Source organism: Paenibacillus sp. GQ49, assembly GCF_059759055.1.
The window spans coordinates 116,747-131,474 of record NZ_JCAXEL010000013.1; the positions used below are offsets into that span (position 1 = coordinate 116,747).

General features: G+C 49.3%; 9 protein-coding genes. 3 read left to right on the forward strand and 6 right to left on the reverse strand.

Annotation, left to right across the window (positions count from 1 at the left end):
• The 4 genes from AC6CIF_RS21235 to AC6CIF_RS21250 are packed head-to-tail and all read right to left on the reverse strand — an operon-like array spanning position 1 to position 3,612.
• On the reverse strand, positions 1 to 732 hold the full coding sequence (locus AC6CIF_RS21235; protein WP_498201447.1) for a sugar phosphate nucleotidyltransferase: 732 nt from the start codon (positions 730 to 732) through the stop codon (positions 1 to 3).
• Positions 729 to 1,502: a glycosyltransferase family 2 protein gene (locus AC6CIF_RS21240; RefSeq protein WP_498201448.1), complete on the reverse strand. Its 774-nt coding sequence runs from the start codon at positions 1,500 to 1,502 to the stop codon at positions 729 to 731. The genes AC6CIF_RS21235 and AC6CIF_RS21240 overlap by 4 nt, the downstream gene beginning before the upstream one ends.
• Positions 1,502 to 2,614, reverse strand: a complete 1,113-nt coding sequence (locus AC6CIF_RS21245) for a glycosyltransferase family A protein (RefSeq protein WP_179088521.1) — start codon at positions 2,612 to 2,614, stop codon at positions 1,502 to 1,504. The genes AC6CIF_RS21240 and AC6CIF_RS21245 overlap by 1 nt, the downstream gene beginning before the upstream one ends.
• Positions 2,615 to 2,655: 41 nt before the next feature.
• Positions 2,656 to 3,612, reverse strand: a complete 957-nt coding sequence (locus AC6CIF_RS21250; protein ID WP_498201449.1) for a glycosyltransferase family 2 protein — start codon at positions 3,610 to 3,612, stop codon at positions 2,656 to 2,658.
• A gap of 620 nt (positions 3,613 to 4,232) precedes the next feature.
• On the opposite strand from AC6CIF_RS21250, the gene AC6CIF_RS21255 reads away from it, so the two are divergent.
• Positions 4,233 to 5,798 carry a M4 family metallopeptidase gene (locus tag AC6CIF_RS21255; RefSeq protein ID WP_498201450.1) on the forward strand — a complete coding sequence of 522 codons (1,566 nt, stop codon included), beginning with the start codon at positions 4,233 to 4,235 and terminating at the stop codon, positions 5,796 to 5,798.
• A 173-nt stretch (positions 5,799 to 5,971) separates the two neighbouring features.
• Here AC6CIF_RS21255 and AC6CIF_RS21260 read toward each other — a convergent pair whose 3' ends face one another.
• Positions 5,972 to 11,119: a WIAG-tail domain gene (locus AC6CIF_RS21260; RefSeq protein ID WP_498201451.1), complete on the reverse strand. Its 5,148-nt coding sequence runs from the start codon at positions 11,117 to 11,119 to the stop codon at positions 5,972 to 5,974.
• Between the two features lie 375 nt (positions 11,120 to 11,494).
• Here AC6CIF_RS21260 and AC6CIF_RS21265 point away from each other — a divergent pair, with 375 nt between their 5' ends.
• Together AC6CIF_RS21265 and asd are read left to right on the forward strand one after the other, a co-directional pair.
• On the forward strand, positions 11,495 to 12,625 hold the full coding sequence (locus AC6CIF_RS21265) for a YheC/YheD family endospore coat-associated protein (protein ID WP_498201452.1): 1,131 nt from the start codon (positions 11,495 to 11,497) through the stop codon (positions 12,623 to 12,625).
• Between the two features lie 85 nt (positions 12,626 to 12,710).
• Positions 12,711 to 13,502, forward strand: a complete 792-nt coding sequence (gene asd / locus AC6CIF_RS21270; RefSeq protein ID WP_062837904.1) for an archaetidylserine decarboxylase — start codon at positions 12,711 to 12,713, stop codon at positions 13,500 to 13,502.
• Between the two features lie 347 nt (positions 13,503 to 13,849).
• On the opposite strand, the gene AC6CIF_RS21275 is transcribed toward asd, so the two are convergent.
• Positions 13,850 to 14,635: an AraC family transcriptional regulator gene (locus tag AC6CIF_RS21275; RefSeq protein WP_036605807.1), complete on the reverse strand. Its 786-nt coding sequence runs from the start codon at positions 14,633 to 14,635 to the stop codon at positions 13,850 to 13,852.
• Positions 14,636 to 14,728: the final 93 nt, after the last annotated feature.

The window sequence follows — 14,728 nt, forward strand, 5'->3', positions numbered from 1 at the left end:
TTAGGGCAATTGTCCTTTCATATGGACAGCTGCTTCCTGGAGCGATTCAAATGTACCTGCATCACTCCAGTATTTCTGCAAAATGTCGTATTCCAGTCCGCCAGCAGATGCGTAGTGATTATTCACATCCGTAATTTCAAGTTCTCCGCGCGCAGACGGCGCAATGTTGCGAATCAGGTTAAATACATGATCGTCATACATGTATATGCCCGTCACACAATAAGAGGTTTTCGGCTGGCTTGGCTTCTCCTCGATGTACGAGATTCGCTCTGGATGCTTTGGATCAAAAACAGGCACCCCGTAACGTCGTGCATCATCCACCTCTTTGAGCAGAACTCGCGCTGTACCAGCAGGTTGCTGCATGTAACGGTCCACATAAGGCTTCAGATCATCGCTGAAGAGATTATCTCCGAGAAGCACAACGAATTTTTCGCCAGGAAGAATAAAAGTGGTTGCCAGATCCAATGCTTCCGCAATCCCGCCTGCCTTTTCCTGAATGCGATAAGTCAACTTGACCCCATGATCTGCTCCGCCACCAAGATACTCTGTATATAACCCGGCGGAATGTTTGTTGATCACAATCAATAGTTCATCAATGCCTGCCTGGCGGAGCCTGTCGATGCCATACATAATCATCGGATGTTTACCGACTGGAAGCAGATGTTTGTTAATGAGCCGGGTCAGCGGATACAGTCTAGTTCCTGTTCCGCCGGCAAGAATTACACCTTTCATTCCACGTTCCCTCCTTCATCGGATATGTCCATATATTCAAGCGGATCGACATGCCATTTGTTCATAAAAATCGAACGATTACGCTCAAGCAGCTGTTTCCACGCTACCGGATCTGTCTTCTGGAAGCTGGCACTTCCCTGATGATGCACGAGAACATCTCCACATACCAGCAGGCGATATCCCTGCAATCTTGCTCTATAACAATAATCGTCATCCTCATAGTGTCCCGGGGAGTACGCCTCGTCAAGCAGTCCAACCGATTCCACGACATCTCGTTTCATCAGCATGCACAGACCGACGATCCGGCGTACTTCCCTCCACCTTGAAGAATCCGCAACATTATTGGCATTGGCTAACTCCTGAAAATGTTCCATGTCCCGAAACGCCAGTTTAATCTGCTGGATGCCGCTTGCATAATTCGTAACAGGACCCGTGATCCCAACACTTGCGTCACTGTACAGAGCCGTTCGCAGGTTCTCAAGCCAACGGGGCGTGACCGTAACATCATTGTTCAACAGCAACAGCTCATCCCCGCAAGCTGCACGAAGTCCAGCGTTACACGCTGCCGGAAACCCCCGATTGTCCGGGAACCTTACAAATCGAATTCGCTCCAGCGCACAATATTCAGCCGTTCCATCCGTCGAACCGTTATCTACCACAATAATTTCATATGACGCAGGATCGCCCGAGTATTGACGCATGGCATCGATGCAGGGCCTGATCAGATCCAGACCATTGTACGTTGGGATAATCATACTCGTCAGTGTCATTAGGCGTTCCTCCTGTAAGCCACTTCTACACGGGAGAGTGTATGTGCCTGGGCTGGATTCCAACCTGTACCCAGCAATGTAGCCAGTGCCTCCAGATGATCTCCGATGATCAATTTGGCGACATCATTCCCACTTCCCGTGTTACCAGGACGCAACCGATTGGAACGAATAACATCCACCTGACTTGGTGCCGAGACGTTCATTCCATGCTGAATAGCTAGACTTTGTGCCTTAGGTGGAACGGCCAGTGATGCTGGCTTCACGGTCTGAATCATACGACGAGACAATGCATGGGGCACAGCTGTCATGGAATTGGAACCCAGATCTGCCCTGCCTAATGTTCGGTTCAGATATGCTTTGATCCGGCTCACCTCATCCTGCCCTGCAAACGCAGGAAGCAAAGACGTCAGATTATTCAACGCCACATCCTGTCCCCGATCAACCGCGAACAGAAAGGGTGCAAGCTGTTCAGCCGAGACGACCATATCTCCATCCACAAAAAGTACCGTCTCCGCATCCGTCATCTTGGCTCCAAGTGCCCGGCCGACATCATGTCCTGCCCGATCAGGTTCATAGATTACTGTAAGTCCCGGCTGCCTTAGTACCTGCTTCAAACTGTCATCTGTCGTTCCATTCAGTACCACAATAATATCCGTCAGAGGCAACCGCTTTAGTTGCAATAACACCTGCCCCAGTGTGTGTTCCTCATTACAGGCACAGACAATGGCAGCAGCCGAATGACGAAGAGGGAGCGGCACGATCTGGAATGAATGTCCCGAGGCCTGAGCATAACCCTGCATAAATGCCTTACCTGCTTTCAGGGCTAGCTCGAAGTTGCTTAGCTCCGCAACGTTCACCGCGTGTGCATTCCATACGAGACGTGCATGTTTTTCTGATACTGTGTTGTTTGCCTTTGCCTCGCTTCCTGCAACTTGCCCCGCTTTCCACATCAAGTGCAGATCTACTTGGCCAGACTTTGCTCGGCTTCTTCTTGTTTTTTGAATATCTACATGTTTCTTTTTCCTAAAACGCTTGTTCATTACTGTTCTTCCTGCTGTCGTTTGTCTATTTGTTGTCCGCCTGCGGCGGACAACCCCTGAACGTCCCTTCATTTCCTCACCTCCAGCATGCTGCATCGTCCGATGCGACATGCTTACCTCGCCAGGTTGCGAACACGTTTCAGATCGGTATAACCTCCGCGGGGACCGAGCGTATCCGTAATCCACTTGATCGCTGCCATATGATCATTCAGTACCACTTGACTGAGCGGATCAGGTCCGCTTCGCTTCTTGATTCGTACTGCATTCATTCTACCCACAGGTACGTGATGAACAGCGCGTACCCGAAGTCCGCCGATCACGGCCTTGGCTTGTGCGAGTGGCGGAACTTCCAGTGAGGATATGCCCATGACCTCAAGTCCTTTTCGGCTTATTGCATGTGGAATAGCTGTCATGGATGCCCCCCGGAGATCGGATCTTGCGAGTATGCTGTTCAACATGTGTTTGGCCTCCACTACCGGATGAACGGGATGATGAGTGACCGGCCCATGGTAGTCGTTAAGCGCCACATCCGTTCCCTTCAGCACAGCCTTCACGTAAGGGGCAAGGTGCTCTGCGGGAATTGCGATATCTGCATCAGTAAATAACAGTACCTGACCGCGCGCCTCCGCTGCGCCTACTTTTCGTCCTCCATCATGCCCCAGTGCTTCGGCATACGTGAGCACGCGTGCTCCAGCCCGTTTGGCTGCGTTAGCCGTACCGTCTGTTGAACCATTCACAACGACAAGCACTTCAGCATCACGGCATATCCGCAGCGCTTCACGGACAACTGCACCAATCCTTTTCTCCTCATTCATAGCAGGGATAATGACCGAGAGCATCGGTCGCTGAGAACCCCCCCTGTGTGAAGGAGCATCACTCATGCCATTTTCCGCTCCATTCTCTACTCCATCCTTAGCCTGTGACATCAGCTGTTTGGATGGAATAACGAACGTATAGGCCTTTGTACCCTTTTTGTGTCCAGACTTCCATCTTCGTTTCTTCAGCACTGTTTTTCTTCGTGTCACATTGGTTCGGGTTGCATAACGTGCTGTGGTACGGGTTTTGCGCAACAGTTTCACCTCCCGCATTCGATCATCGGCATGCCAAGGGAGTACACGTTATTCTATGTATTCGTGGAGCAGTGGAAACGGCGTTTGTCCTTGCACTAAGCAGGTTCTCCCTGGTAACACGAGGGTACAGGCCTTTCTTTTAGACAAAATACGTCAAAATATGTGAAAAACGCTACCTCTCCCCTACTTCAGACACAAATTTAACAAAAATCTAAAATTGTATCTTTTCCAAAGTTTTACATTGTGATAATATACGTTCCAAGCAGTTTTATTTACAAAAATAACCTTGTGGCGAACATAAGTTCCCATATATTTTTTAAATCAATTTATTGACCTTAGGTTGATTAGATTATGACCTCATTCACAGAACTTGTTAAGCAGATACATTCTACTCTTGAGAGGAGTGATGCCGTTCAACAACACACTGCCTTTGTCATTTACGCAAACCCGGATTGAACACCCCAGTTTTCCGTGAACGTATCTTCTACCTGCGCAATTGGACAACCCCCGGCGGTCCAGCCCCACGCTCCGCGCTGCCCAAGTTGCAGACGGAATTCCAACCGAGACTGGCATGAACATTTTCCAACCAAAAAATAAGTATAAGAATGGGAGAGTTTACTATGAAATTTGCCAAAGTTATGCCAACAATTCTTGGAGGAGCTCTTTTGCTCGCTTCCGTATCCTCTGCTACTGCAGCTCCAGTGTCTGATCAATCCATTCCACTTCAGGCCCCTTATGCCTCTGAGGAGGGTATTCCATTGAACAGTGGAACAGATGATACCATCTTTAATTATCTTGGACAGCAGGAACAATTCCTGAATTCCGATGTGAAATCCCAGCTCAAAATTGTCAAAAGAAACACAGACACATCTGGCGTAAGACACTTCCGCCTGAAACAGTATATTAAAGGTATCCCGGTTTATGGTGCAGAACAGACGGTCCACCTGGACAAAACCGGAGCCGTTAGCTCCGCACTTGGCGATCTTCCACCGATTGAAGAGCAGGCCATTCCGAATGATGGTGTAGCCGAGATCAGCGGAGAAGACGCGATCCGTATTGCAACCGAAGAAGCAACCTCCCGGATCGGAGAGCTTGGTGCAGCGGAAATCACACCTCAAGCTGAATTGAACATCTACCATCATGAAGAAGATGGTCAGACGTATCTGGTTTACATTACGGAAGTAAACGTACTGGAACCTGCCCCTCTACGGACCAAATATTTCATTAACGCAGTAGATGGCAGTATCGTATCCCAGTTTGACCTCATTAACTTTGCCACTGGAACAGGTACAGGTGTACTTGGAGATACCAAAACCCTGACAACCACCCAATCCGGCAGCACCTTCCAACTGAAAGACACCACTCGTGGCAATGGCATCCAAACGTACACGGCAAACAATGGCTCCTCACTGCCTGGTAGCTTGCTCACGGATTCGGATAATGTATGGACCGATCGTGCAGGTGTAGATGCTCATGCTCATGCGGCTGCTACGTATGATTTCTACAAAAACAAATTCAACCGTAACGGTATTAATGGTAACGGATTGTTGATCAGATCAACCGTGCACTACGGCTCCAATTACAATAACGCCTTCTGGAACGGGGCACAGATTGTCTTTGGTGACGGAGATGGAACGACGTTCCGATCCCTGTCTGGTGATCTGGATGTTGTGGGCCATGAATTGACGCATGGTGTTATTGAATATACAGCCGATCTGGAGTACCGCAATGAACCAGGTGCACTTAATGAAGCCTTTGCCGATATTTTCGGTAATACGATCCAAAGCAAAAACTGGCTGCTCGGTGATGATATCTACACACCTAACATTCCAGGAGATGCGCTGCGCTCCCTCTCCAACCCTACATTGTATGGGCAACCTGACAAATACAGCGATCGCTACACAGGCTCACAGGACAACGGCGGTGTCCATATCAACAGTGGTATCATTAACAAAGCTTACTACCTTGCTGCTCAAGGCGGAACACATAATGGTGTAACTGTTACCGGAATCGGTCGGGATAAAGCGATCCAGATTTTCTACAGCACACTGGTGAACTACCTGACACCAACGTCCAAATTTGCCGCTGCCAAAACAGCTACCATTCAAGCAGCCAAAGATCTGTACAGAGCGAATTCTGCTGAAGCTACTGCCATTACCAAAGCGTATCAAGCTGTAGGCCTGTAAATCTTACTTTAATTAATGTGATTGAACTTATAATGTAATCATCCTAATGGTAAGGAAACGTTCAGACACCCCTCACCGTCCGAACGGATTAAGCTTATATCAACCAAAAGCGGTGTCCCGGACAACTCTGGACACCGCTTTTGTCATTTGTATATTACGGATACAATCCTGCACTATCCTTGCGAAGGTCCCGCAGCAATCCACGACAACAACCCGTACGTATGCTTGCAATCTGCCGTACGCGACACCTCAAGTACCGCTTCATCCTCACTCTGCGAGAGCAGGGAAATCTGGAATCCCCGATCATTGCTCATGCCCACAATCACATAATGTTCTGAAGCAAATGATTCTTCAAAAACAACAGTTACCTCTGTGCATGCTTCACTCTCTGGCAGTACAAAAGCTTCCATCCCGAATTGTTGTACAACCGGTTGTTTGCTTACGCTGCGAACGGGCTGGAAGGCCAGATGTTTGGTCTGAACTGCCCCCGATTGCAACTGGCTGCTGCCCACGGCATCATCACACAGATGCTCTTGTGTAATCGAGTGTTCACTCAACATAAACTCTGTAGTTCCAGCGATTTCCTGTGACCGTTCAAGCTGTGGTTGCTGAGCCTGATCTGTTTGGGATATCAGCTCTTGTTGTTGCTCCAGACCAGCACTCGGCAATGTCTCGACAATGACCTGCTGTGATTGCTGTACACCTTCATTTTCTGATTGAAGCAATCCCTCTTGTCTTTTGATCGCTGCCAGCTGTTCCAGCGTTTCTCCACTGAACTGACGAATCGCATTCCAGATCTCTACACTTAAATGGGCAGGACCAACAATTCCCGCATTCAAGTGATTGGAGGTAATGCTTTGGTCACCCAGTTTGCTGCCAGTTACACTGCCGTCAGCTAGTTTGGCGCTCGTTACGGATCCATTCTGCAGGTGAATTCCGCTTACCAATTCCTCTTCCAGATGGACTGTGCGAATACTGCGTTCCTGAATATGATCAGCAAGAATGGTTCCATCCTGAATATGACGAGATTGCACACTTTTGTCTGCTATGTGAATAGCCGATACCGCACCTTCAAGCAATTTATTACCGTTCACACTGCCGTCAGCCATTTTGGCACTTGTTATGGAACCATTGTGCAGGTGAATCGCACTTACCGATTCCGCTTTGAGGTGGGAGATCCCAATGCTTCGCTCTTGAATATGGTCAGCATGTATGGCTCTCTCCTGGATATGACGGGATTGCACACTTCCATTGGCAATATGAACATCCGACACCGCATTTTCAAGCAGTTTGTCGCTGCTCACACTGCCATCCGCCAGTTTGGCACTCGTTACGGATTCATTTTGCAGATGAACCGCACTTATTGCTTCCTCCTCCAGATGGGACGTACCAATGCTATGCTCCTGAATATGATCAGCAAGGATCGCTCCTGTCTGGATATGGCGAGTTTGCACACTTTCCGATGCGATATGGCTCCCCAATACAGCATCTTCGAGCAATTTGCTGCCGCTAATGCTACCATCAGCCAATTTGACACTTGTGACGGACCCATTTTGCAGATGAACCGCACTTACTGATTCCTCTTCCAGATGGGCTGTGCCGATGCTTCGTTCCTGAATATGACCAGCATGGATAGCTCCTGCCTGAATATGCCCGGATTGCACACTTTCCGATGCGATATGAATCCCGGATAACGTGCCTTCGAGTAACTTGCTGCCAGTTATACTGCCATCTGCCAGTTTGGCACTCGTTACAGATCCATTTTGCAAATGAATGGCACTTACCGACTCCTCTTCCAAATGTGCTGTGCCGATGCTCCGCTCTTGAATATGATCAGCAAGGATTGTTCCCTCTTGAATATGACGGGATTGCACACTATCGTCTGCAATGTGGATATCTGATACTGCTCCTTCAAGCAACTTGCTGCCGGTTACACTCCCGTCGGCCAACTTGGTACTTGTTACAGATCCATTTTGCAGATGAATGGCACTTACTGCTTCCTGTTCCAAGTGAAGCATGCCAATGCTGTGCTCCTGAATATGGTCAGCAAGAATTACTCCTGCCTGGATATGGCGGGATTGCACACTTTCAGAGGCGATATGGATTCCTGACACCGCATCTTCGATCAACTTACTGCCGGTTACACTGCCGTCGGCCAGTTTGGCACTGATGACAGACCCATTTTGCAGGTGAATCGCACTTACTGCTTCCTCCTCCAGATGGGTTGTGCCGATGCTCCGCTCCTGAATATGGTCAGCATGAATAGCCCCTGCCTGAATGTGCCCGGGTTGCACACTTTCGGACGCAATATGAATCCCCGATACGGTTCCTTCAAGCAATTTGCTGCCGTTTATACTGCCATCCGCCAGTTTGGCACTTGTTACAGATCCATTTTGCAAATGAACCGAACTTACAGCCTCCTCATCCAGATGAACTGAGCCAATACTGCACTCTTGAATATGATCAGCAAGGATTGCGCCTTCTTGGATATGACGGGTTTGCACACTTTCATTGGCAATGTGAGTAGCCGATACGGTTCCTGCAGCTAATTTGCTGCCATCCACACTACCCGTTGCTAATTTGGAGCGTGTTACAGATTCATCCTGCAAAATAATCGTACTTACCGCTTCTTCTTCCAGATGAGATGTTCCGATGCTGCGTTCATGGATATGATGAGGAAGAATCTCACCATCTTGAATATGACGGGAATGCACAGCTCCTTGCTGCAGGTGAACAGCACTTGTTGACTCTGCCTGAAGATGCAAACCACTGATCAAACCTGGCTGTAGGTGAGCCGCTGTAATGGATAAAGGTGCCAGGTGGTCTGTTTCGACAGATCCAGGTGCCAAGTGATGCGATGTGACCACCTGTTCAGCAATATGCTCCTCATGAATGATGTCTGGCTTCAGATGCTGTGAGCCCACTACTTGAGTCCCCAAATGATCAGACTTCACGCTGCCTTCAGCCAAATGGACGGATTGTACAACGGATGGCTGCAAGTGCTCGCTACCTACAGCAGCCTGTTGCAGTTCTGTCCCGGATACCGAGTCTGCTGTCAAATGGTCCGCACTTATGGAGCCATGCCGAAGTTTGTTGCCGGTAATACTGCCATCAGCGAATAACTCGGGCGAGCGTATTTCTTCCGACAAATGTTCCAGTGAAACGGCATGCTGCTTCAGGTGATATCCGCGAATGGTTCCTGCTGGAATATGTTTGGCGTTAATACTCTCTGCCATAATCTTGGAAGAAGTCACGCTGCCGTCTGCCAGTTTAGCTGACGTAACAGCAAAATCCGCCAGTTTATCTGTGGCAACACTTTCTGGTGAGAGCTTGGGGGAGGTAACCGCATGATCTGTTAGATGAGGCGGAAAAATAGACCCGCCAGCCAGCTGGGCTGAAGTTACACTATCAATAGCCAATTTGTCTGTTGTGACCGCGGCCCGTGCAATCGCATCCGTTTCAACACTGCCCGGCTGAAGATGAGGTACACCTACGGCATGTTCTGTCAAGTGTTCCGATTTCACTGCATAAGGTCTCAGGGCCTCGGAACCCACGCTACCTGGAGCCAGATGTGTCCCTGTGACTCCACCACTCGCAAGATGCGAGGATATAACACTTCCCGGGGCAAGCGCTCTGCTACTCACCGATGCCGTTCCAAGCTTTTCTGTTGTCACACTTCCATCCGCGAGTTTAACGTCTGTAACGGCAGCATCCTGCAATTCATACGTACCCACGGCCGACTCTGCAAGATGCCGCTCACACACCACGTCGTCTGCGAGAGCATCTCCGGACACACTTCCGGCAGATAGATGAGTTGCCTCGATGCTTCCACTTGCAATGTGAATGGAGTGAATTGCGGAATTGTCCACATGTACCGGTGTGATTCCCCGATTTGCAATGTGTTCCGCCCGAATGGACCCTTTGGCAAGATGTTTACCCTGTACGGCTTCATCCGCAATTTTGGAAGAAATGACGCTCTGATCAGAGATCTTGGATGCCGTAATGGACTGCTCCAGCAATTTTGCTGTTCCCACAGACTGGTCTGCCAGTTTGCTGCTGGTTACTGCACCTTCCGTCAAATGCTCACTGCCCACTTCTCCATTGCCAATCTGTTCCTTGCCAACGGAATGAGCGCGAATCTGACTTGATCCGATTGAACCGTCCAGGAGATGTCTTCCAGTTAGTGAACCCTCAGCTAAATGTCTTGTTTGTATGGATCCATCCTCTATCTGGTCACTTCCAATACTGCCACTTAATAGTTGTGAACGACCGACAGACCCTTCTGCCAGATGTGTCTGTTTAACAGCACCTGCCTGAATGTGGTGAGATTCGATGGATAGTTCTTCGATTTTGCTGCCTGTGACAGCAGCTTCCCGAATTTTGGATGTAGTCACTGCATCGTCAGCCAGTTTGGAGGTATTCACAGCTCCCCCCGTGAGATGTCTTGTATCCACCCCGCTAATCGCGATCTTGTCTCCGGTCACGGCATGATTCTTGATTAATTCTTCCGTGACCAGCATGCGGCTGAGATGTCTTGTGCCAATGGAACCGTCGGCAATTTTGGCCGAATCGATGACCTGGTTGCCAAGCTTCTGAGAAGTAATACTGCCATCTCTGATTTTCTCACCGGCAATAGAAGCATTTCGTATTTTATGACCAGACACAGAACCGTCAATCAGGTGCTCCTCAGATACAGACGCTTCCGCAAGTTTCGCCGAAACAATGGCCCCGTCGGCAATGTGAATGCTGGTCACCGCATAATCCTGCAATGCCTCACTGCCGACCGCATCCGGTTTCAGCTTGGAAGCATCTACAGAGAAAGGAGCCAACTTGCTCTCCGTAACAGCAAATTCACTCAAGTCGTCCGTGTAGATGTAGTGTCCGGTATGACCCGGCATCTGGTTTTGGTTCAGGATCTGCAGCCGGTCCTTGTTTGTCACCTCCTGCTTGTTGATGTCCTGCTCTTCTTCCAGAGCAAGCGGAGCCAAGCTGCTAACCTGAATCTGCTTTTCCGAGCTATCTTGTGTCTCGACTTCCTTGCGATCAGACTCTACGGGTTCCGGCTTGATTTTGGCTTCAATCTCTGGCTCTTCCAGCTCGTTTGTTGAAGCAGGTAGCTCCGTTGATTCGAATAGGAATTCTTCCGACTCCTGAACAGCTCTCGAATCCCTTTTATTCGTATTCAAGCGTTCTTCCCTATTCACAGTGAAACCTGAGTTCATCTTGTCTGCCCGGCGATCAGTCAGTTCCAATTCCTTAAATTTCGGGCTCACATGCCGCAGTTTCGGCGTTGGAACCTTCTTTTTGCCATTTTTACTCATGCAGCTTGCTCCTTCCTCTAACGTTCATCTCCGGCATCATATGCTCCCATATGGGCATCTGCCACTTCATTTATGACTTTTGCGGATTCCAGAGCACGAATGTACAGGCGTCAAGACAGGAAGGTTCGATGATCTTTGTGGAAATAGGCGTGTCAGGGCAGCTGAGGAAAGGCGGCTGTCCACGCCCCCGTCCCAGTCATGTCATAGGATATTATGTCTAGGTCATGTCTGAAAACGCGCTGAGCTAGCACTAGTGCATGGCTATGCATATATACACCGGTCTGCGTTATCGCGATGTCTGAGCCATGCGGTGACAGGCCGGCATTCCATGAATGGACGATCCATGGTCGCGATAACATCGAAGGAGGAACGGTCATGCTCCAAGAAACGATCGGCATTATGTTCGATTCACGCATGTACCGGGGGATACCGGCCGGAAGGACCGGTCAGGAATCACTCGCGAATTATGAACAGGCAGCGGCCAGTTATGGATTAACTCCCTGCTTTTTGAGGCTGGAAGATATCGATTCGGATCAAAAAACATGTCTTGCCTATGTAAAAAAAGAAGGCAGATATGTTCGCGAGCGCATGCCACTGCCCTCCGTCATTCATAACCGCTCACTCCAGCTTCGCCGGACGGAACAGCATCAGATTACCAAGCTGATGTTGCAGGGTATCCAGGTATTCAACGTTCGCAACCGGTACCGTAAAGATCACATTCATGACATGCTTCAGCAGGACCCCGCCTTGAGAGAACACCTGCCCCATGCAGTTAAAGCTACGCCAGAATCTCTGGCCTATATGATGGAACAACATGATGACCTCGTCATCAAACCATGCAGCGGTAGCATCGGTCATGGGATTATGCGAGTCTTTGAGCGAGATGGACAGTGGAAACTAACCTGTGAGACGAAGGCTGCACGCAAAGGGTGGGCTACCTTCCGATTGAGCAAAGGACAGCTTCCTTCCGCCACCCTAAGGCGGATATTTCACCATGCCTACCTCATTGAAGAGCGTATCCCACTGGTACGTTATGAGGGCAGGCCGGTAGATTTGCGGGTATCTGTACAACGTGGCGGCGATGGTCTTTGGGGAATAACAGGCATGTTTGCCAAAGCGGCTCCTGCCCATACGTTTGTCAGCAATATCGCCCAGGGAGGTAAAGTCATGAAGCTCGCGGAGGCCCTTGGATTAGGGGAATCTGGCTTCGACCTGGCTCGACTGGAATACAGAATCGGACTCGTTGCACTTCGAATTGCCCAGAACCTGGCTGCCAGTCTGCCACATCTGGCTGATCTGGGTCTTGATCTCGGGATAACGCGCAGCGGCCAGATCTACTTTATTGAATGCAATGGACGGGATCAGCGTTACGGTTTTCGCAAGGCGGGAATGTCGGAACACTGGAAGGCAACGTACAGCAAACCGATGGCTTATGGGCGTCTGCTGCTGGAACAGAATTCGAGAATTCCGAGACAACCGCAGACATACGATAGGAGACTATATTGATTTCGTGTGCATTCTGTGTCAATATTATGCAGAACGGCCGGTCTTGCCGGCCTTGAAGTTCGCATTAACCCTAAGGGGGATATTCATGGCAAAAACGCTGTTGCGATTAATGACCGAGCTTTCTTCGCGCAAATGGATCTCCCGGACTGTGGGAGCCTTCTCCAAAAGCCGGGGAAGTAAGGCATTTATCCCTTATTTTGTCCGGACTTACGACATCCCTGTTCAGGAGGCCGAGAAAGACTGGAAGGAATACCGTTCACTGAACGATTTCTTTACCCGCAAATTAAAGCCGGGCATGCGCCCGTTGGAACTTTCAGAGCATGCACTGATCAGCCCGGTAGATGCCAAGATTACGGCAGCCGGTCCAATATCTGCAGGGACACTCCTGAATGTTAAGGGACAAAATTATACACTTGCTGAATTATTAAACCATTCTCCCCATCTGGAGAAGTACAAGCACGGGTACGGGTTCGTCCTCTATCTCAGCCCTCGCGACTATCACCGCATTCATGCACCTGTCAGCGGCCGCAAAATAGAGAGCGAACACATCAAGGGCAAAGTTTATCCCGTGAATGACTTTGGCCTGACCCATATGAGATCCGTGCTTAGTCGAAACGAACGGCTCATTACGTATATCGCACATGATTACGGTGAAGTGGCGGTTGTCAAAGTAGGTGCGATGAACGTGAGTAGCATACAATATGCTGATACGGACACAAGTACCTGGGCACAAGGCGATGATCTGGCCTATTTTGAATTCGGTTCCACCGTTGTTCTGCTGACGCAGAGTGGCACATTCGAACCGAAACCGGGCTTACAGCCAGGCGATTCGGTCAAAATGGGCGCATTGCTTGGTCGTTTGAAACCGAAGAACTAATGAGTCCATACGCAAATAAAGAGGATGGCGCAGCACCTGTAACCAGGTATTGCGCCATCCTCTTTATGCATTCATATTCATCCATGTATACATGCAATACGAAGCTTCGCTCCGTCGTTATTGGTCTGCTGAGTTCTCCTCAAAACCACACATCTTGCAAGTCCTCTGCCGGTTTGAAGCGACGCAGACGGTTCCGGAAAATATTGCATCCCTTCGTAGAGCATCCCCGGTTGCGGACCCGACGTTTTCCGTTCATCACAAGTTCCCCCTTTTGGTCATCTGGAATGCTAGATCATTACCCTTGCGTTTCAGACTTGAAACGGTTTCCTGTTTTTCTCATCAGAATTTCAACGAATCTCGGACGGGCTTTTGCCGGTATATTGCTTGAACTGACGACTGAAGAAGAAAATATCCCGGTAACCCAGAGCATCCGCCACTTCGGTCACATTCATGCCGGTATGCACCAGCAGATGTTCCGCCCGTTCAATACGCATGCGGATAATATAAGATTGCACCGATGATCCCACCAGTTCCTTGAACTTGATCGAGAAGTATCGGGGCGATAAGCCAGCCCGCGCAGCCAGATCTTCCACCCGATGCGTAATCCCGGGATGCTGACGCACATAATTGGCGACCTCCTGGATCACATCGGATAACTGGTTGCTCACCTTTTTCTCCACAGGTTCTTCCGTATCAGCGCGCAGCAAATGAATCATCAATTGTTTCAGAATCAATCGGCTCTCTTCATCACGTCCGTACACATCCGATAAGAACAGTCTTACATAACGTGCCAGCAAGTGCTCAAACTCCACCGTTTCCTGTACCTCGCGATAGGACTGGGGAACGTCAGCAACAGGCACGTCCACATCAAAGTGAATATACGTAAGTACCAACGGTTTTTGCTTATTATGTGTTGCAGTAGGATGATCTCCTGGCCTGAACAAAAAACAACTACCCTTGCCAACTTCATACGACTGGTCATTCAGTACAAGCGTTCCTTCACCACTCCATACATAAAATAAATCATAGTTTTGCATCGGTTTTTCGCGCTTCTGCCACTTCCAGCCCGGTTCACAGACAATTTTGGCGACAGCGGGCAAAATAACAAATGATGACGGCGATGCCTGCAGCATGTCGCCACTCCCCCTTGATAGTTAATCTCTCTGCATATGGCATCATTCTGATCTGAATCTTACTTCTTCAATCAAGGCCATATGTATATCAGT

Bases quoted from the DNA above. Each gene is read 5' to 3' on its own strand.
- asd (WP_062837904.1), top strand. From the start codon at position 12,711: ATGGCAAAAACGCTGTTGCGATTAATGACCGAGCTTTCTTCGCGCAAA.
- AC6CIF_RS21235 (WP_498201447.1), bottom strand. From the start codon at position 732: ATGAAAGGTGTAATTCTTGCCGGCGGAACAGGAACTAGACTGTATCCG.
- AC6CIF_RS21265 (WP_498201452.1), top strand. From the start codon at position 11,495: ATGCTCCAAGAAACGATCGGCATTATGTTCGATTCACGCATGTACCGG.
- AC6CIF_RS21275 (WP_036605807.1), bottom strand. From the start codon at position 14,635: ATGCTGCAGGCATCGCCGTCATCATTTGTTATTTTGCCCGCTGTCGCC.
- AC6CIF_RS21245 (WP_179088521.1), bottom strand. From the start codon at position 2,614: ATGAAGGGACGTTCAGGGGTTGTCCGCCGCAGGCGGACAACAAATAGA.
- AC6CIF_RS21240 (WP_498201448.1), bottom strand. From the start codon at position 1,502: ATGACACTGACGAGTATGATTATCCCAACGTACAATGGTCTGGATCTG.
- AC6CIF_RS21255 (WP_498201450.1), top strand. From the start codon at position 4,233: ATGAAATTTGCCAAAGTTATGCCAACAATTCTTGGAGGAGCTCTTTTG.
- AC6CIF_RS21260 (WP_498201451.1), bottom strand. From the start codon at position 11,119: ATGAGTAAAAATGGCAAAAAGAAGGTTCCAACGCCGAAACTGCGGCAT.